Origin of the sequence: Mycolicibacterium cosmeticum, from assembly GCF_000613185.1 — a bacterium.
GTDB classification, from domain to species: Bacteria; Actinomycetota; Actinomycetes; order Mycobacteriales; family Mycobacteriaceae; genus Mycobacterium; species Mycobacterium cosmeticum.
Genome location: NZ_CCBB010000003.1, coordinates 2,257,017 through 2,275,017, shown reverse-complemented (window position 1 = coordinate 2,275,017; position 18,001 = coordinate 2,257,017). Strand labels below are relative to the sequence as shown.

At 69.3% G+C, this 18,001-nt stretch carries 17 protein-coding genes; 4 read left to right on the top strand and 13 right to left on the bottom strand.

Annotated features, from left to right (window positions below):
- Nucleotides 1-25: 25 nt before the first annotated feature.
- Nucleotides 26-517, top strand: coding sequence for a GNAT family N-acetyltransferase (locus tag BN977_RS30270; RefSeq protein WP_227456262.1), 492 nt, complete (start codon nt 26-28; stop codon nt 515-517).
- On the opposite strand, the gene BN977_RS30265 is transcribed toward BN977_RS30270, so the two are convergent.
- The 4 genes from BN977_RS30265 to BN977_RS30250 form a co-directional block, all read right to left on the bottom strand.
- Nucleotides 492-968, bottom strand: coding sequence for a PH domain-containing protein (locus BN977_RS30265; RefSeq protein ID WP_024452807.1), 477 nt, complete (start codon nt 966-968; stop codon nt 492-494). The two genes, BN977_RS30270 and BN977_RS30265, sit on opposite strands and share 26 nt — an antisense overlap.
- Nucleotides 965-1,438: a 6,7-dimethyl-8-ribityllumazine synthase gene (gene ribH, locus BN977_RS30260; RefSeq protein WP_036403774.1), complete on the bottom strand. Its 474-nt coding sequence runs from the start codon at nt 1,436-1,438 to the stop codon at nt 965-967. Before ribH ends, BN977_RS30265 begins: the two co-directional genes overlap by 4 nt.
- Entirely contained in the window at nt 1,435-2,709 is a 1,275-nt protein-coding gene (locus tag BN977_RS30255; RefSeq protein ID WP_024452809.1) for a bifunctional 3,4-dihydroxy-2-butanone-4-phosphate synthase/GTP cyclohydrolase II, read from the bottom strand. Before BN977_RS30255 ends, ribH begins: the two co-directional genes overlap by 4 nt.
- A gap of 117 nt (nt 2,710-2,826) precedes the next feature.
- The gene (locus tag BN977_RS30250; protein ID WP_084172725.1) at nt 2,827-7,005 is read right to left on the bottom strand and encodes a beta strand repeat-containing protein; all 4,179 of its coding nucleotides are present in this window, start codon (nt 7,003-7,005) and stop codon (nt 2,827-2,829) included.
- Between BN977_RS30250 and BN977_RS33005 the strand changes: the two genes are divergently transcribed.
- Nucleotides 6,953-7,627 carry a hypothetical protein gene (locus BN977_RS33005; RefSeq protein ID WP_165576386.1) on the top strand — a complete coding sequence of 225 codons (675 nt, stop codon included), beginning with the start codon at nt 6,953-6,955 and terminating at the stop codon, nt 7,625-7,627. The two genes, BN977_RS30250 and BN977_RS33005, sit on opposite strands and share 53 nt — an antisense overlap.
- Nucleotides 7,628-7,855: 228 nt before the next feature.
- Here the strand turns inward: BN977_RS33005 and BN977_RS30240 are convergent, their stop codons facing one another.
- On the bottom strand, nt 7,856-8,512 hold the full coding sequence (locus tag BN977_RS30240) for a riboflavin synthase (RefSeq protein ID WP_036403770.1): 657 nt from the start codon (nt 8,510-8,512) through the stop codon (nt 7,856-7,858).
- A gap of 73 nt (nt 8,513-8,585) precedes the next feature.
- On the opposite strand from BN977_RS30240, the gene BN977_RS30235 reads away from it, so the two are divergent.
- Nucleotides 8,586-9,317, top strand: coding sequence for an LppX_LprAFG lipoprotein (locus BN977_RS30235; RefSeq protein ID WP_036404938.1), 732 nt, complete (start codon nt 8,586-8,588; stop codon nt 9,315-9,317).
- Nucleotides 9,317-10,900 carry an MFS transporter gene (locus BN977_RS30230; RefSeq protein WP_036403768.1) on the top strand — a complete coding sequence of 528 codons (1,584 nt, stop codon included), beginning with the start codon at nt 9,317-9,319 and terminating at the stop codon, nt 10,898-10,900. The genes BN977_RS30235 and BN977_RS30230 overlap by 1 nt, the downstream gene beginning before the upstream one ends.
- On the opposite strand, the gene BN977_RS33000 is transcribed toward BN977_RS30230, so the two are convergent.
- The 8 genes from BN977_RS33000 to BN977_RS30195 form a co-directional block, all read right to left on the bottom strand.
- On the bottom strand, nt 10,901-11,050 hold the full coding sequence (locus BN977_RS33000) for a hypothetical protein (RefSeq protein WP_165576385.1): 150 nt from the start codon (nt 11,048-11,050) through the stop codon (nt 10,901-10,903).
- A gap of 128 nt (nt 11,051-11,178) precedes the next feature.
- Complete coding sequence (ribD, locus tag BN977_RS30225; RefSeq protein WP_036403766.1) at nt 11,179-12,186, bottom strand: bifunctional diaminohydroxyphosphoribosylaminopyrimidine deaminase/5-amino-6-(5-phosphoribosylamino)uracil reductase RibD; 1,008 nt, start codon at nt 12,184-12,186, stop codon at nt 11,179-11,181.
- Nucleotides 12,183-12,890 carry a ribulose-phosphate 3-epimerase gene (gene rpe / locus BN977_RS30220; RefSeq protein WP_051562058.1) on the bottom strand — a complete coding sequence of 236 codons (708 nt, stop codon included), beginning with the start codon at nt 12,888-12,890 and terminating at the stop codon, nt 12,183-12,185. Before rpe ends, ribD begins: the two co-directional genes overlap by 4 nt.
- A gap of 6 nt (nt 12,891-12,896) precedes the next feature.
- Complete coding sequence (locus tag BN977_RS30215; RefSeq protein WP_036403764.1) at nt 12,897-14,276, bottom strand: RsmB/NOP family class I SAM-dependent RNA methyltransferase; 1,380 nt, start codon at nt 14,274-14,276, stop codon at nt 12,897-12,899.
- The gene (gene fmt / locus BN977_RS30210) at nt 14,273-15,199 is read right to left on the bottom strand and encodes a methionyl-tRNA formyltransferase (RefSeq protein WP_036403762.1); all 927 of its coding nucleotides are present in this window, start codon (nt 15,197-15,199) and stop codon (nt 14,273-14,275) included. Before fmt ends, BN977_RS30215 begins: the two co-directional genes overlap by 4 nt.
- A 19-nt stretch (nt 15,200-15,218) precedes the next feature.
- Nucleotides 15,219-15,755 (bottom strand): LemA family protein, encoded by a 537-nt coding sequence (locus BN977_RS30205; RefSeq protein ID WP_036403760.1) that lies wholly within the window; start codon nt 15,753-15,755, stop codon nt 15,219-15,221.
- Entirely contained in the window at nt 15,749-17,560 is a 1,812-nt protein-coding gene (locus BN977_RS30200; RefSeq protein ID WP_036403758.1) for a DUF2207 domain-containing protein, read from the bottom strand. The genes BN977_RS30205 and BN977_RS30200 overlap by 7 nt, the downstream gene beginning before the upstream one ends.
- Before the next feature lie 87 nt (nt 17,561-17,647).
- Entirely contained in the window at nt 17,648-17,854 is a 207-nt protein-coding gene (locus BN977_RS30195; protein ID WP_036403756.1) for a hypothetical protein, read from the bottom strand.
- Between the last annotated feature and the right edge of the window lie 147 nt (nt 17,855-18,001).

Sequence of the window (18,001 nt, the reverse complement as noted above, 5' to 3'; positions counted from 1 at the left end):
GCCAGCAGCGGCGATACTGGACACCATGGCGCACGGCACGGGCACGGAGATGGGCGACGCGCGGGTGGCCCGGTTGACCGAGACCGATTGGCGTGCCTTCGCCGGGGTTCGGCTGCGTGCGCTCACCGACTCGCTGGGCACCGACGATCCCCAGTTCCAGCGGGAGTCCACCTTCACCGCCGCCCAGTGGCGCCGCAGGCTGCGCGCGCATGCGCAGTTCGCCATCGTGGTGGACAACCGGCCGATCGGGTTGATCGCCGCGCAGCGCCAGGGTTCGGAGACCGTCTACCTGTACTCGCTGTGGCTCGACCCGTCCGTTCGTGGGCTGGGCCTGGGCCGGACGCTGGTGGCCGAAGCGGTGCGCTGGGCGCGCACCCAGCGGGTGCGGCGGGTCACGCTGCGGGTCAACGTCGACAACGCCCGTGCGCGCGCCGTCTACGACAGTTTGGGGTTCGTCGTCTGCGCGGCCGAGGGCGGCGGCGCGGACGAGGTCACGATGTCGCTGACCGTGAGTTGAGGTCGGGCCGGTAGCGGCCCAGCAGCGCTCGCAGCCGGTCCATCGCGTCGACGGCCCGCTCCTTGTCCACCGCCTGGATCGCCATGGCCGGGGTGTACTCGTCGTCGGCCAGGTCCACCCTGGCCCACCGGGCACCGCCCGGAAACGACACGTCCACCACGTCCGACCAGGGAATCAGCTTGTAGCCGAGCAGGTTTCGGACGGCGATTCCGGCCGGCCCGGCCTTCAACCGGGGCCGGGCGAACAGCAGCACCAGGCCGCCGAGCACCACGCCGAGCACCCCCATGGCGATCTGGTCGGAGGTGCGGAACACCACACCGCTGGATCCGACCTTGAGCAGGAATCCGACGGTGATGTGCGCGGCGGCGATCAGGAACGCCGCCAGGTAGACGAAGTAGGGAGTCAGGTGCGGCTTGATGTCCAGGTCCCAGGACGCCTCGCCGGTCGTCATGACCGGATGTCGCGGAGCACCACCGCCGTCGACAGGGCGGCGGCCACCGCCTGAGCACCCTTGTCCTCACCGGAATTCGGCAGCCCGGCCCGGTCCAGCGCCTGCGCTTCGGTGTTGGTGGTCAGCACGCCGTTGGCCACCGGGGTGGACTCGTCCAGCGACACCCGGGTCAGGCCCTGGGTGACGGCGTCACACACGTAGTCGAAATGCGGTGTCTCACCACGGATCACCACGCCGAGCGCGACCACCGCGTCGTATTTGGCGGCCAATGCCTGTGCCACCACCGGGATTTCGATCGCACCGAGCACCCGGACGATGGCCGGATCAGTCACCCCGAGCTGCTTGGCGGCCCGTACCGCACCGTCGAGCAGGGCATCGCAGATGGTGGTGTGCCAGGTGCTGGCCACGATGGCCAGCGACACGTCCGAGGCATCGATGTCGGGCAGGTCGGGTACGCCGTGACCGCTCACAGGGCGCCACCGAACTCCCCCGGCGGGGAAACCTCGTCGTAGTCCTCCAGGCCCACCAGGTCGTGGCCCATCCGGTCGCGTTTGGTCATCAGGTAGCGGATGTTCTCCGCGTTGGCGCGCACCGGCAGCGGCACCCGCTCGATGATGTGCAGCCCGTAACCGTCCAGGCCCACCCGCTTGGCCGGGTTGTTGGTGAGCAGCCGCATGGACCGCACGCCCAGGTCCACCAGGATCTGGGCGCCGATGCCGTAGTCGCGGGAGTCGGCGGGCAGGCCCAGTTCCAGGTTGGCGTCGACGGTGTCGGCGCCGGCGTCCTGCAACTGGTAGGCCTGCAGCTTGTGCAGCAGGCCGATCCCGCGGCCCTCGTGCCCGCGCATGTAGAGCACGATGCCGCGGCCTTCGCGCGCCACCATGGCCATGGCCGCGTCCAGCTGTGGCCCGCAGTCGCACCGGCGGGAGCCGAACACGTCCCCGGTCAGGCATTCCGAGTGCACCCGGACCAGCACGTCGTGGCCGTCGGATTCCGGGCCGGCGATATCGCCGCGCACCAGGGCGACATGCTCGACGTCCTCGTAGATGCTGGTGTAGCCGACGGCGCGGAACTCGCCGTGCCGGGTCGGGATGCGGGCCTCGGCGACGCGCTCGATGTGCTTCTCGTGCTTGCGGCGCCACTCGATGAGGTCAGCGATCGAGATGAGCGCCAGGTCGTGTTCGTCGGCGAAGATGCGCAGCTCGTCGGTCTGGGCCATGGCGCCCTCGTCCTTCTGGCTGACGATCTCGCAGATCGCGCCTGCCGGCTGCAGGCCGGCCAGGCGGGCCAGGTCGACCGCGGCCTCGGTGTGGCCGGGCCTGCGCAGCACGCCGCCGTCCTTGGCCCGCAGCGGCACCACGTGGCCGGGCTTGGTGAAGTCCTCGGCGACGGCACCGGGGTCAGCCAGCGCGCGCATGGTGGTGGCCCGGTCCGATGCGGAAATGCCGGTGCCGACGCCCTGCTTGGCGTCCACGGTGACGGTGTAGGCGGTGCCGTGCTTGTCCTGGTTCACCGCATACATGGGCAGCAGGCCCAGGCGGTCACAGATGGCGCCGTCCAGCGGCACACAGAGATAACCCGAGGTGTAGCGCACCATGAAGGCCACCAGCTCGGGGGTGGCCTTCTCGGCGGCGAAAATCAGATCGCCCTCGTTTTCGCGGTCTTCGTCGTCGATGACCACGACGGCCTTGCCCGCCGCGATGTCGGCCACGGCCCGCTCGATGGAATCGAGCCTCGTCATCTTATGCCACCTTTTAGCGTTCGCATTTCCACCTCAGTATGAACCACCGCACCGCGACGTTTAATGCCCGCCGTCCCCGGGCAGGGACGGCGGGCATCTACGTGCGGCCGAGATCGATCAGACGGTGTAGGTCCTGGACGCACTGGCGGGCGTCGAGGTGACCACACCGTTGTTCACGACGTAGTAGCCGTCGGTCACGGTGAGGGTGATGGTGTCACCGGACTGGGTGTTGCTGGTGTTGAGGATTGCCAGGGTCTTGTCATACGACGCCGAGCCGTGCTGGGGCGCCTTGGTGATCGTGTAGGTGAGCGAGTCATTGTCACCGTCCGAGGAGGACACCGAGGTCCAGTCGTTGGCGCCCAGTCCCCAGAACACGCCGGAGCTGGGTTGGCTGGGCGCACTGTTCACGGCGTAGATCGGCACCTTCACCACATAGTCGGTGCTACCGCCGAACGCGTCCTTGATCGTCACGGTGAAGGAGTCGGCGACGGTGTTGCCGGTGGCCCCGATCTTGGCGGCGTCGTGGTAGTAGGAGCTGGCCAGCAGCTTGTCGATCGTGTACGAGAACGTCCCGTTCGCGTAGACGGTGACCTTGCCGCCGTTCGTGGTGTCGAGATCGGATACCGCCGTGAACGTCACCGAGTCGCCGTCGGCATCGGATGCACCGATCGAGCCCGATGTCGACTGGCGGTTGTAGATCAGCGCGTAGTTGCTCAGCGACGAACTGGTGATCGTGACGCTGCCACCCGTGGGCGCCGCGTTGGCCACCGGCGGCGCCACGCTCACCGTGAATGTCACCGTCTTGCCGTTGGCGTCGGTGCCGGTGATGGTGAAGGTGTCGTTGGGCGTGGTGGAGTGGCCCAGCGCGGCGTTGCGGGTGTAGGTGTAGCTGCCGTCGGCGTTGACCACCACGGTGCCCTTGGCGCCGTCGGAGCCCTTGCCGTAGGTCAGCAGACCCACGTCGGCGGTCGGGATGCTCAGCTTGCCGCTCTGCACGTTGGTGCCCGTGCCCAGCGTCGTGGTGCTGGGCGCCACGATCGGGACGCTGACCGTGGCGGTGCTGCTGCCGCCGTGCCCGTCGTAGACGGTGACCTTGAACGAGTCGGTGCCGGCCGCCGAGGTGGTCGGGATGTAGACGAAGGTGCCGTCCGGCTTCAGTTGCACCACACCGCCGTTGGTGGTGTAGGTGGAGTTGGTGGTGGCCCCGCCCGGATTGCCCGCGTTGACCAGGCTGTAGGTGACGGAGTCCCCGTCGCTGTCCGACCCCGAGACCGACCCGCGCACCACACCCAGGGTGTCGGCCGACCCGACCGACACGTTCGAGGACGGCCCGGCGTTGCTGGCGATGATCGGCACCGAGAAGGTGACGGCCGTCGTGCCGCCCTGACCGTCGGACACGTTGATGGTGACGGTGTCGAACTTGTCGGACACCGGGGCGTTGTCGGCCGCGGCCTTGTGGTGCGCGTCGGAGTAGGTGATCCAGCTGTACAGGAAGCCGCCGCCGGAGGTGACCGTGACGGTCCCGCCCTTGGTGGTGGTGTAGATCCCGCCGGCGAACGTCACCGGATCGCCGTCGGGGTCGGTCGTGGTGAACGTGCCGGTGGTGGTCTGGGTGGCCGGGGTGACGGCGACACCGCCGATCATGCCGCGGTCGATCAGGCTGCTGTCCGAGATGGTGGTGCCGGCACCTCCGGCCGACGGCGCGGTGTTGACCAGCGGCGGGGACACGCTGACGGTCGCCACCGTGATGGTGCGGCCGTTCGCATCGGTGCCGAGCACCGTGAACGTGTCGGCGGCCGTGATGTTGTGACCCAGCGCCGGGTTCCGGGTGTAGGTGTAGGTGCCGTCGGCGTTGACCACCACGGTGCCCTTGGCCGCGTTGGTACCCAGGCTGTAGGTGAGCAGCCCGGTGTTGCCGTTGGAGACGTTGAGCTTGCCGCTCTCCACGTTGGGCGCGGTCGAGGTGGTGGAGGTGCCGATGGTGAGGTTGGCCAGCGGGGTCACCTTCACCGTCGAGGTCCCGCCGTGGCCGTCGGTGATGGTGACGTAGAACGAGTCGGTGTCCAGGCCCGGGATGACCGCCGTGGACGGCTTCGGGATGAACGTGTAGGTGCCGTCGGCCGCCAGCTGTACGATGCCGCCGCCCACCGAGTACGACGAGCCGGTGGTGGCGCCCGTCGGGTTGGATCCGTTGACCAGGCTGTAGGTCAGCGAGTCGCCGTCCAGGTCGGTGCCGATGATGCTGCCGCGCACCACGCCGTTGGAGTCGGGCAGGCTGATGCTGGGCAGGCCGGCCGGATCGGTGTTGGCGCCCAGGATGTCCACCGAGATGGGCACGTCGATGGTGCCGCCGTGGCCGTCGCTCACCGTGATGGTGAAGGTGTCCAACTTGTCGTCCGCGGTCGCCGTGGTGGAGGCGGCCAGGTGCCGGGCCGTCAGCGAGGGGGCGTAGCTGAAGGTGCCGGTGAGGGCGCCGACGGTGACCAGGCCGCCCTTGCCGGTGGTGAAGGTGATCGGCCCGTAGCTGATGATGTCGCCGTCGTCGGGGTCGCCCGCGGTGACCTTGCCGGTCACGATGCCGAGCGAATTCGGGCTGCCCACTTGCACATTGGTGACCTGGGGCGCCGAGTTGTCGGACAGGATGGAGACGGCCACCGACTTGATGGTGATCCCGCCGTGCCCGTCGGTGACGGTGATGGTCACCGTGTCGGTGAGCGGGATGCTGGCCGCCAGGTGACGGGCCGAGGCGGTGGGCGTGTAGGTGAAGGTGCCACCGTTGAGCGTCACCGAACCGGTGAGCGGGCCCAGCAGGTTCGTCACGAGATAGTGCAGGGTGTCGCCGTCGTCGTCCTTGACGGTGAAGGTTCCCGTCACCACGCCGGTGCTCGGGTTGGTGTTGGTCACCGTCGGGTTGGAGGTGAAGACCGGGGCCGAGTTGAGATCGAGGCCGGGGGCGACACCCACGGTGATCTCGACCTGGGTGCTGCCGCCGTGCCCGTCGGTGAGGGTGACGGTGAAGGTGTCCGACTTGTCGTCGTCGGTGGCGTCGTCGGCGGCCGCGGCGTGCCGCGCCGCCAGCGACGGGGTGTAGGTGAAGTCGCCGGTGAGCAGGCTGACCGCGACCACGCCGCCCTTGCTCGTGGTGAGCAGCACCGGTCCGTAGGAAATGATGTCGCCGTCGTCGTCGTGCGCGGTGATCTTGCCGATCACGGTGCCCAGCAGGGCATTCGGGTCCCCCACGGTGACCTTGTCGACGGTCGGCCCCGCGTTGGACGGAACCACGTCCACCGCAACGGATTTGAACGCGATACCGCCACGGCCGTCGTTGACGGTGATGGTCACCAGGTCCTTGTTCAACCCGAGCGAGGCGGCCAGGTCTCCGGCGGCGGTGTGCCGGGCCAGGTCGGTCGGCGTGTAGGTGAACGAGCCGTCGGAGTTGACGACGACGTTGCCGTACAAGGCGATTCCGGAGTAGGTCAGGGTGTCGCCGTCCGGATCGGTGGCATGTGAGGTGCCGGTGACGATGCCGGTGACCTGGTTGACCGCGACGACGGTCGGGGCGCCGTCGGAGTCGAACTCGGGCAGGTTGTTCAGCCCGCTGCCGGCGTAGTGGAAGCTCACCGTGTAGTACGCGTCGTTGCCGTCCGGGGTGAGCGGGTGCGCGAGGAAGCCGAGGCTGTCGTTGATGCGCACGGTGAAGGTGACATCGGCGCCGTCGCGCAGCCCGGCCAGGGTGGGCACATAGCTGAACGAGCCGTCGGGAATCATCACGATCGCACCCTGGCTGGGCTGGCTGTCCACCCAGTAGGTCAGCGGGTCGCCGTCGGGATCGTTGCTGGTGAGCTTGTAGGTGCCCGGCAGCGGCCCGGTGGCGACGACGGACGGGGCGCCCGGCAGGTGGTTGGTGGCCAGGTTCTCGTAGCGCTGGTAGGCCGCGACCATCAGGATGTAGACCGGCACCGTGAACGGCGTGGGGGCGCCGTTCCAGTAGGTGCCCGCCAGGATCTGGTTGATCGCGACCACCCAGCCGGCGGCGACCTGGGAGGGCGCCAGGATCGGGTCGGCGTCGTAGGCCGGCAGCAGTTTCTCCAGGCCGGTGGCAATCGCGTTGATGATGCCCATGAAGGGGTTGAACGCCGGGATGGTCGGCGGCTTGGGCACCAGGTCGGTGACCGCGGCCAGGGCATTGGGCGTCGGGGTGGTGGCCGACGCGCTGAACAGTGCCGGTGCCGTCGCAGCCGTCGTGGTCTTGGCCCCGGACGCGGTGGGCGTGCTGGAGGACGAGGTGCCGGTCACCGCCGGCTGCTCGGCGCCGGCGCTCGGGGTCGGTTCGGTGGTCGGGGTCGGCGTGGGCTCGGCCGTGGGGGTCGGCGTGGGTTCGGTGCTCGGGGTCGAGCCGGTGGTCGGGGTCGACCCGGCACCGGGTTCCTCGACAACCGGCGTTTCGGTGCTCGTGCCGGTGCCCGTGCTCGTGCCGGTGCCGGACGTGCCCGCCGTCCCGGTGTGCGCGCCACCCGAGCTGCTCACCGTCGTGGTGGGGCCGCCGTTCACACTCGTGGTGGTGGTCGTCCCGGTGGAACCGGACGTGCTCGTCTCGTGCGTGGTGGAACCGGTCTGGCCCGATCCGGTCCCGGTGGTGCCACCACCGGTCGAACCCGAGGTCTCGGTGCTGGTGCCGGTGGTGGAGCCGGCAGTGCCGGTGGTACTTGTCCCCGCTCCCGCAGTGCCGGTGCCGCTACCGGTGCCCGTGGTCCCGCCGGTGCTGCCGGATGACCCCGGTGAGGCATCGCCGTTCGGCGTGTTGTCGCCGGTGTCCGCCGCCGCGATGGCGGGCGCGGCCGCGACCGACAACCCCAGGAATGCAGCGACTGCGAACTCGCTAGCACGTTTCCGGGTTTTCGCTGAACTCTTGCGATGAGCCGCCACGGTTTTCCTTCCCGACTCCCCAGCCGGGTGGCCGCAGGGCAGCGGCATGTCCAGCGGGTTCTTAATTGACTGTCGCGAAAGTTAACACGTGCGTCAATAGAGGGCCAGCTTTTCCTGAGAAAAAACTGAGTCGAGTCTTTCCGGAGGCCAGACGGCTGGTTCTAGAACAGGTTCCTGTTGCTGAAGTGACACCACCCGGACAACTAGCAATGAAATGGCCCTAACGGGCCGACATCAGCCGCTCCACGTACTTGGCGATGACATCGACCTCGAGATTGACCGGGGTCCCGACGGCGGCCCGGCCGAGGGTGGTCAGCGCGAGGGTGGTCGGGATGAGCGACACCTCGAACCAGTCACCGGTCTCACCCCCCGTCGCTTCGCTCGCCCCGGCGTCATTCCCCGTCGCTTCGCTCGCCCCGGTCCCGAGCCCCGACACCGTCAGCGAGATCCCGTCCACGGTGATCGAGCCTTTTTCCACCACGTACCGGGACAACTCGGCGGGCAGCGCGATGCGCACCACCTCCCAGTGCTCCGACGGCGTGCGCGAGATCACCCGGCCGGTGCCGTCGACATGGCCTTGCACGATATGGCCGCCGAGCCTGCTGTTCACCGCCGCCGCACGCTCGAGATTGACGGGGCTGCCCACCCCGATGGCGCTCAGGCTCGACCGGTTCAGTGTCTCGGCCATCACATCCGCGGTGAAGGCGCCGTCGGCGAGCACGTCGACCACCGTCAGGCACACGCCGTTGACCGCGATGGAGTCACCGTGGCCCGCGTCGGACGTCACGACCGGGCCTTTGATGACCAGCCGGGCCGAATCATCGAGCTTGTCAATTCCGACGATCTCGCCCAGTTCCTCAACGATTCCGGTGAACATGGGTATCAGGCTAGTGAGGACCCTGATCGGCGTAGAACCGGGCCGCCCAGGCTCACCCATTACGATGCTGGGTATGCAGACGCGCCAACGCCGTGCAGTCCGAAGCTCTTTCCGTTTCCTGATCCCCTTCTTGGCCGTATTCCTGGCCGCGCTGGGACTTGTCGGGTGCTCGTCGTCGCCGAAGACCAATGACGCGCCACTCCCCGACGCCGCCACGCTGCTCAAGCAGTCCGCGGACACCACTCGCAAGCAGACCAGCGCGCACGTGGTCCTCACGACCACCGGCGACATCAAGGCCCTCCCGATCACCGTCCTCACCGGCGACATGACGCTGACGCCCGCGGTCGCCGCGCAGGGCAAGGCCGACATCATGTTCCTCGGCCAGAAGCTCTCCGACGTGAAATTCGTGGTCTCCGACGGCAACCTCTACGGGGCCATCACCGCCGGTGGCGCGATGGAGAACTTCGGGCCCGCGGCCGACATCTACGACATCTCCACCATCCTGAGCCCGGAGAACGGGCTGGCCAACATCCTCACCAGCTTCACCGATCCCAAGGCCGAGGGCCGCGAGTCGATCAACGGCGTCGACGCCGTCAAGATCACCGGGACCGTGCCGGCGGACGCCATGAACAAGATCGCCCCGGCGCTCAAGGTCACCGGTCCGATTCCCGGCACCGCCTGGATCCGCGAGGACGGCGACCACCAGCTGCAGCAGGTGAAATTCGACGTCGAGCAGGGCAAGAACATTCAGATGACGCTGTCGGACTGGGGTAAGACCGTCACCGTCGACAAACCCGCCGCCTGATGCCGGCCCGCACCAACCGCGGTCTCGCCATCGGCGCGGGTGGCCTTGCCGTGCTGCTCGGCGCGCTGGACACCTACGTCGTCATCGCGGTGATCCGCGACATCATGGCGGCCCCGCCGGCCGGTATCGGGATCCCGCTCAACCAGATCCAGCAGGTCACCCCGATCATCACCGGGTACCTGCTGGGCTATATCGCGGCCATGCCGCTGCTGGGCCGGGCCTCGGACCGCTTCGGCCGCAAGCTGCTGCTGCAGGCCAGCCTGCTGGGCTTCGCGGTGGGTTCGGTGGTCACCGCCCTGTCCACCGACCTGACCATGCTGGTCGTCGGCCGTATCATCCAGGGCACCGCCAGTGGCGCGCTGCTGCCCGTCACCCTCGCGCTGGCCGCCGATCTCTGGTCGACGCGCAACCGCGCCACCGTGCTGGGCGGCATCGGCGCCGCCCAGGAGCTGGGCAGCGTGCTGGGTCCGCTCTACGGCCTGGCCGTGGTGTGGGCGCTCAGCACCTGGCGCGACGTGTTCTGGATCAACGTGCCGCTGGTGCTCGTGGCGATGGTGCTGATTCAGGTCAGCCTGCCGGCGCGCGATCGCAGCAAGGAGCCCGAGAAGGTCGACGTGGTCGGCGGGGTGCTGCTGGCCGTCGCACTCGGGCTCGCCGTGGTGGGCATGTACAACCAGTCACCGGACGGCAAGCAGGTGTTGCCCAGCTACGGCCCGCCGGTGCTGATCGCGGCATTGGTGGTGGCCGTCGGCTTCTTCGTGTGGGAGAAGTTCGCCAAGACCCGGTTGATCGAGCCCGCCGGGGTGCACTTCCGACCGTTCCTGGCCGCGCTGGGTGCCTCGTTGTGCGCCGGTGCCGCCCTGATGGTCACGCTGGTCAACGTCGAACTGTTCGGCCAGGGCGTGCTGGGCAAGAGCCAGAACGAAGCGGTGTTCCTGCTGCTGTGGTTCCTGGGCGCCCTGCCCATCGGTGCGCTCGTCGGTGGCTGGGTGGCCACCCGCATCGGGGACCGGATCGTGGGTCTGGTGGGTCTGCTGATCGCGGCGTTCGCCTATTGGCTGGTGTCGCACTGGGACACCAATGTGCTTTCGGCTCACCACGATCTGGGTGTGGTCGCGCTGCCGACCTTCGGCACCGACCTAGCCCTGGCCGGTATCGGGCTGGGCCTGGTGATCGGCCCGCTGACCTCGGCCACCTTGCGCGTGGTCCCGGCGGCCGAACACGGCATCGCCTCGGCCGCGGTGGTGGTCGCCCGGATGATCGGGATGCTGATCGGTATCGCCGCGCTCAGCGCGTGGGGCCTGTACAAGTTCAACCAGTTCCTGCAGGAGCGGCTGGCAGCGCTGCCTGCACCGAAAGCCGATACCCCCGGCGGGATCCTGATCGCCCAGGGCGCCCGGCTGGCCGAGGCCACCAGGCAGGCCTACACCATGCAGTACGCCAGCATCTTCCTGATCACCGCGATCGTGTGCGTGGTGGGCGCCCTGTGCGCCTTGTTCGTCAGCGGGCGCAACGAGCACGCCGATGAAATCGACGTGACCGCAACCGAACCCGTGGCGAATGCGCCGCGGCACGCGAAGTAGCTAGCAGCGTTCGACGCCGCGCCGCATGGCCTTGGGCTTGCGGCGCGGCGGCTCCGCCGGTTCACCACCCCGCAACACACCCCACACCAGGGACTTGACGGTCTGCGAGGTCAGCGGGGAGATCCCGAGCCAGTCGTGTAACAGAGTCATGCGCTTATCCGTTCGTCGGTACCGTCGTTGACTGCGCAACTCGTCTGCGAAAGCGCTTTGCTTGAATTGTACCGGCGTGCAGGAAAATGGTGGGGAGCTCCAGGTGCCGCGGCGTCGCACGCCGGGTGTCAGGAACCGTTGGGCACCAGGCTCAGCCGCACATCCGGGCCGATGGTGTCGATACCGTCGAACCGCCAGCGTTGCGCGCCCGCGATGCTGAGCACGCCGACATCGTCGACGGCCGTGATGGGGCCACCCAGCAGAATCGGCGCCACGTAGGCCAGGATCCGGTTGATCACCCCGGCCCGCAGGAACGCCCCGGCCAGCGTCGGGCCGCCCTCCACCAGCACCGCCGTCCGGTCCGAAAGCGCCCGCATCACCTCGCGCGGATCACGGGTGCGGATCACCATGGTGTTCGAATCATCGTTGAGCACATTGGCTTCCGACGGGATCTCCCGTTCGCCGACCACCACGCGCAGCGGCTGGTTGGCGGCCAGCGTGCCGTCGGGCAGCCGCGCGGTGAGCGTGGGATCGTCGATGTACACCGTGCCGGTTCCCACCACGATGGCATCGACGGCCGCACGGAACCGGTGCACGTCACGGCGGGCCGCCTCGCTGGTGATCCACTGGCTGCTGCCGTCGGCCGCCGCACTGCGGCCGTCCACGCTCGTGGCGAACTTCCATGTGACATACGGCAACCCGGTGCGCTGTTTGTACAACCACTCACGTAACGGGCCGGATGTGACCTCCGTCGCAGCGATGCCGGCCACCACCTCGACGCCGGCATCGGCGAGTCGCCGCGCGCCGCCGGCGGCCGCCGGATTGGGATCGCCGACCGCGTACACCACCCGGGTGACACCGGCGGCCAGCAGCCCGTCCACGCAGGGCGGGGTGCGGCCGTGGTGGTTGCACGGTTCCAGGGTGACCACCGCGGTGCCGCCGCGGGCCCGCTGCCCCGCCTGGCGCAGCGCCACCACCTCGGCATGCGCACCGCCCGGCGGCTCGGTGCCGCCCACCCCGACGACCTGGCCGAAGGCGTCCAGGATGACCGCGCCCACAGGCGGATTCGGGTACGTCGTGCCCTTCACCCGCTCGGACGCGTCGATGGCCTGCCGCATGGCGGCCGTGAACGTCATCGGGTCAGATGGGCCGATGCCGCTGCCGCCTGGGCACGCAACCGCCGCACCGCCTCCGCGGGATCGTCGGCGTTGTAGACGGCCGAACCGGCCACGAAACAGTCGACGCCGGCTTCCGCCGCGGCCTCGATGGTGTCGGCATTGATGCCGCCGTCGATCTCCACCACGACCCGCAGTTCTCCGGCGTCCACCAGCCGGCGGACGATGCCGACCTTGGCCAGCACCTCCGGGATGAAGCTCTGCCCACCAAACCCCGGCTCCACCGACATCACCAGCAGGGTGTCGAACTCCCGCAGGATCTCCAGGTACGGGTCGATCGGGGTGCCCGGCTTCACGCTCAGCCCGGCCTTGGCGCCCGCGGCCCGGATATCACGGGCCACCGCGATCGGGTCCTCGGTGGCCTCGGCGTGGAAGGTGACGTTGTAGGCCCCCGCCTCGGCGTACGGCGGGGCCCAGCGCGCCGGGTCCTCGATCATCAGATGGCAGTCCATCGGGATGTCGGTGACCTTGAGCAGGCTTTCCACCACCGGCAGGCCCAGCGTCAGGTTCGGCACGAAATGGTTGTCCATCACGTCGACATGCAACCAGTCCGCGCCCTGCACCGCGGCGACCTCGTCGGCGAGCCTGGCGAAATCGGCGGAGAGAATGGACGGGGCGATGAGCGGGGCCGGGACGAGCGAATCGACGGGAGACTGACCTGCCATGGGTCGTCAGCGTACTTGCAGTGCGGCGGCGAACATCGCATCGGTGCCGTGCCGGTGCGGCCACAACTGCACGTACGGCCCGTCGCCCAATCGGTCGACGCCCTCGAACAGCGGCCGCGTGTCCAGCGCCTGCACGGGCTGCCGGCGCAGCGCGTCGGCCACCACGCCCACCGTCTCGGCCAGGTGCGGCGAGCACGTCGCGTACAGCACCACTCCCCCCGGCCGGGTCAGCCTGATCGCCGACGCCAGCAGTTCGCGCTGCAGCTTGCCCAGCGCCGGCACGTCCCCGGGCTGGCGCCGCCACCGGGCTTCGGGACGGCGCCGCAGCGCGCCGAGGCCGGTGCACGGCGCGTCGACCAGCACCCGGTCGAAACTGCCCGGCTCCAGGCCGGGTTCGCGGCCGTCCACCCGCAACACCGGCACCCCCAACCCGGCGGTGTTCTGCTCCACCAGCTCGGCACGGTGTGGCGCGGGCTCGACCGCGGTGACCCGGGCGCCCGTGCCGCCCGCCAGCGCGGCGATCAGCGCGGTCTTGCCACCCGGGCCCGAACACAGGTCCAGCCAGTTGCCGCCGTCGGCACCGTCGACCGGGGCCAGCGTGAGCGCCCGGGCCACCAACTGCGATCCCTCGTCCTGGACCTGGGCCGCGCCCTCGCGCAGCGCGGCCAGCTCGCCGGGGTCGCCGCCGGTCAGGTACACCGCGTAGGGCGAATACCGGCCGACGGTGCCGTCCACCTGCTCCGCCAATTCCGCGGCGGTCAGCACGCCGGGCCGGGCCGCCAGGTGCACGACGGGGCGGGCATCGTCGCTGGCCAGCAGCTCGTCCAGTTCCCCGGCATCGGCGCCCAGGGCGTCGACGAACGCCTGGGCCACCCACCGCGGGTGGGCGTGCACGAACGCGGCCCTGCCGACCGGGTCGTCGGGGGCCAGCTCGGCCACCCAGGACGCTTCGTCGCGTTCGGAGATGGTGCGCAGCACCCCGTTGACGAAACCCGCTCGGGCCGTGTCGAATTCGATGCCGGCCTGGTCGACGGTGGTGTCCAGGGCCGCATGCGGATCCACCCTGGTGCGCAGCAGTTGGTAGGTGCCCAGCCGCAGCAGGTCCAGCAGCACCGGGTCGATCCGGTCCAGCGGCCGGCCGGCCGCGGCGACAATCACGGCATCCAGCAGCCCGCGGGTCCGGCAGGTGCCGTAGGCGAGCTCGGTGGCGAAGGCCGCATCGCGTCCGGTGATGCCGCGTTCGCGTAGCAGGGCGGGCAGAGCCAGGTTGGCGTACGCGTCGCGCTCACTGACCGCGCGCAGCACATCGAAGGCGGCCCGCCGGGCCGGGTCCAGCGGCTTGCGCCGGGGCGCCTTCTGCTGGCGGGGATTGTGGTGGCGGCTCACTGTGCCCGCACCTCCTCGTCCAGCCGCGCGCCCCGCGCCCAGTCGGACGCGGCCATCGGTTTCTTGCCCGGCGGCTGAATCCAGCCCAGCCGCAAGGCATGTGAGGCGCTGCCGATCCACACGTCGCGGCGCCCCACCTCGATGCAACCGGGCTCCAGCCGTTTGTCCTCGTCCACGGTCACCGGGCCGACCTTGAGCCGGGTGTCGCCGACGGTGGTCCAGGCCCCCGGGTTCGGGGTGACGGCCCGGATCCGGCGCTCGACCGCCTGGGCCGGCGACTCCCAGCGCACCCGGGCGTCCTCGACGGTGATCTTGGGTGCGATGGTGACCCCGTCGGCGGGCTGCGGCACCGGCACCAGTGTCCCGTCGGCGATACCGTCCATGGTGGCCGCCAGCAGCCCCGCACCCGAGACGGCAAGGCGGTCAAGCAGATCCCCCGCCGTGTCGGTGGGGCGGATGGTCTCGGTCACCACCCCGTACACCGGTCCCGAATCCAGGGCCGGTTCGATCTGGAACGTGGTGGCGCCGGTCACGGTGTCGCCCGCGGCGATCGCGGCCTGCACCGGTGCCGCACCGCGCCAGGCCGGCAGCAGGGAGAAGTGCAGGTTGATCCAGCCGTGCGTGGGTACCGCGAGCAACTCGTCGCGCAGCAGTGCGCCGTAGGCCACCACGGCGCACGCCTCCGGCGCGAATCCGGTGAGCTCCGAGACGAATTCGGCACTGTTGGGTTTGGCCGGCCGCAGCACCGGGATGCCGTGCTCGGCGGCCAATTGGGCCACCGGTGACGGCACCGGGGTGCCGCGCCGGCCGACCGCCGCGTCGGGACGGGTCAGCACCGCGACCACCTCGTGACGGGGTGACTCGATGAGCTTGCGCAACGAGGGCAGCGCGGGTTCGGGGGTACCGGCAAAGACGAGACGCACCGAGACAGTCTAGGGCCCGCTAGCGCGGCGCCTGGTAGAACTCCTGCTCGGTCACCCCGGCCAGCGGTGCGACAAACATCCACGGCATGGTGGCCACCAGCCGGTTCAGGGTGGCCACCGCGTCGTTGTAGTACTGCCTGGCGAAGGCCAGCTTGTTCTCGGTGTCGGCGAGGTTGCGCTGCAGGTCCAAGAAGTTGTTCGACGAGTTCAACTGCGGATAACTCTGGCCGAGGGCCAGCACCCGGCCGACGGCGTCGTCGAGAACACGTTCGGCCGCGCTGCGCTGGGTCACCGACGCCCCGCCGGTCGCGGCGGTCAATTGGGCCCGCGCATCGGTGACGCGATCCAGGATGGCCTTCTCGTGGGCGGCGAACGACCCGACGGTGTGCACCAGGCCGGGGATCAGCGCGGCGCGCCGGGTCAACTCGACGTCGATCCCGGACAGCGCCTCCGACACCCGCACCTGCGCGCCGCGCAGCTTGTTGTAGCCGGCCACGAATCCGATCAGCACCGCCACCGCGATGAGCAGCACCAGAATCAGCACGAACCTCACCATGATCCACCTCCTCCGCCGCCGCCACCGCCGCCCCCGCCGCCCCCGGAGCTGCTGCTACTGCTGCTGCCCGAGGACGACGACGACTGCGATGCGGTGTAGGCCCCGATCGACGACGACAGCGCCGATTCGAAGCTGTCGAAACTCGGCCCGCCCGACCCACCGGTGAAGCCGGACGAGTCGTCGGATGCCGAGTGGTACCACTCCGGTTGCGGGGCAACCGTTCCCGTGGACGCCTGGTACTTCTGCGCCCACAGTGCCGCGGCGCCGGCGGCCACGGCATAGGGTACGTAGGCGGTGTAGAGATCTTTGCGGGCGGCGAAGTCGAAGCGGCTCTCGGCCGAATCGGTGGTCAGCATCCGGTGGAAGCCGCCCGCCTGCGACCACAATTGCCGCCCGGCCTCGGTGCGCCGGGTGCCGACCCCGTCGGCCCAGGAACCCAGCGACAACAGGAAGAACGCCGCAAAGGGCAACGCCCACAGCGTGATCGGGAATCCCCACCGGAAGAAGCCGCACACCATCAGCACGGCGGCCGCCGCGTTGGCCGTGCGTACCCACAGCTCTTTGCGCCGTTTGACCAGCAGCCCGTCCTTGACCGCCCAGTCCTGGACGGCCGCGGTCAGATCGGTCTTGGCCTTGTTGAGTTTCTTACCGGCCGTCACGGTCTTCTTGGCCTCGAACTCGGTGCCCTGGCCGATCACCTTCAGCGCCCCGCCGACCGCAGCGCTCGGATAGTCGACGTCGGCCCAGGCGCCGGGGGCGGCGATACCGCGGATGTTCCACTGCTTGTCGTTCACCTGCCGCAGCTCGACGAGTTTGCGCTCGGCGAGGTGGAACAGCGTCGCGGTCAGCCCGTCCTTGGGCATCGACTCGGTGCGGATGTACTCGCACTGGACGGGCCCCAACCCGGGCGGCGGCGCGTACTGCAGCGGGAAACCCGGCGACGGTTCCACGGTGGTGCGGTAGGCCAGCACCGCACCCAGACCGGCCAGCACCGACAACCCGAGCAGCACCACCACCTGGGTCACCGACTGCCCCAGGATCCGGTCGAACGGGAACGGCCACGGCACTTCGGTGCGGGCCGGGGTGGGCATGTCGATGCCGGCACGCAGGGTGACCGGGGTGCGCGGCTGCAGACCGCTCGCCAGGAACGTCACCGTGTCACCGCGCACCGCCAGATCGGTGCAGCCCCGGCCTGCGCCGAAACCGACCGAGCACTGCGCACCGACCACCTTCGCGGGCAGCGTCACGGTGATGTTCACCCGGTCGATGACGTTGTTCCAGGACGGCGCGATGACGTTCCAGTAGAAGGCCGTGGGGGCGTGGCGACCGCCGGTGCTCGACGCGAACCGCTTGTCCGCGCCCACCTTTCCCGAGTCCAGGACGCCGTCGATGTGATAGCGGATCTCGAAGACGTGGGTGCCCTCGTCCAGGGTGACGTCCGCGGAGCCGATCTTGGCGACCCGGAACCGTTCACCGCGCTCCCACAGCATCTGGTAGGGCGCCGGTCGGCCGTCCATCGCGATGGCGTCGATCCTCGGCGTCTGGCGCACGTGCGGGCTGTTCGGGTTGGCCACGTCCCAGTACCGGAAGATGCCGTGCCGGTCCTCGGGGAACTCACCGGTGATGGTTTCCACCGCGTCCAGGCGCCCACCGGCGTCGACGGTGTAGGAGGCGGTGTAATCGGTGATCCGTACCGGGTCGTCGACCGGGTCGCCCGATCCGGAGCCGCCGCTGAAAACCACGGGCCACAGGAAACCAAAAGCGATGAGTACCAACAGGATCGACCACCGGATCAGTCGTCCCATCCTCACCTCCTGTGCGCCGGCTGTGCACTACCTTATGTGCAACGCGCCGTTTTGCCCATACACGGCCTGGCACCCGGCCTGGCCCGGTCAGAACGCCCGGTCGACGAATCCACCGGAGGTGTCGACCTCGTCCTGGTTGTCGACGTGATAGGTCGGCACGGTGCCGGTTGCCGGGTTGGTGCCGTAGGGCGTTTGGGGATCGACACCCACCCCGCCTGCGGGTGCGAGTGCCATCGCGACGGCCGCGGCCACCGGTGCCAGGCTCAGCATCGTCACCTTGGTCATGTGGGTCATCTCTACGTCCTCCTGTATCGGTTGGGTGTGAACGACATTCATGTTTCGCGGTGATAGGAGCTCGCAGTAGTGGCTGGATTGCTGTCGGTTCACAACCATCGTTTGTGACCGGAGGCACGCTCACCCGGGCCGATACGGGTCGTGCTG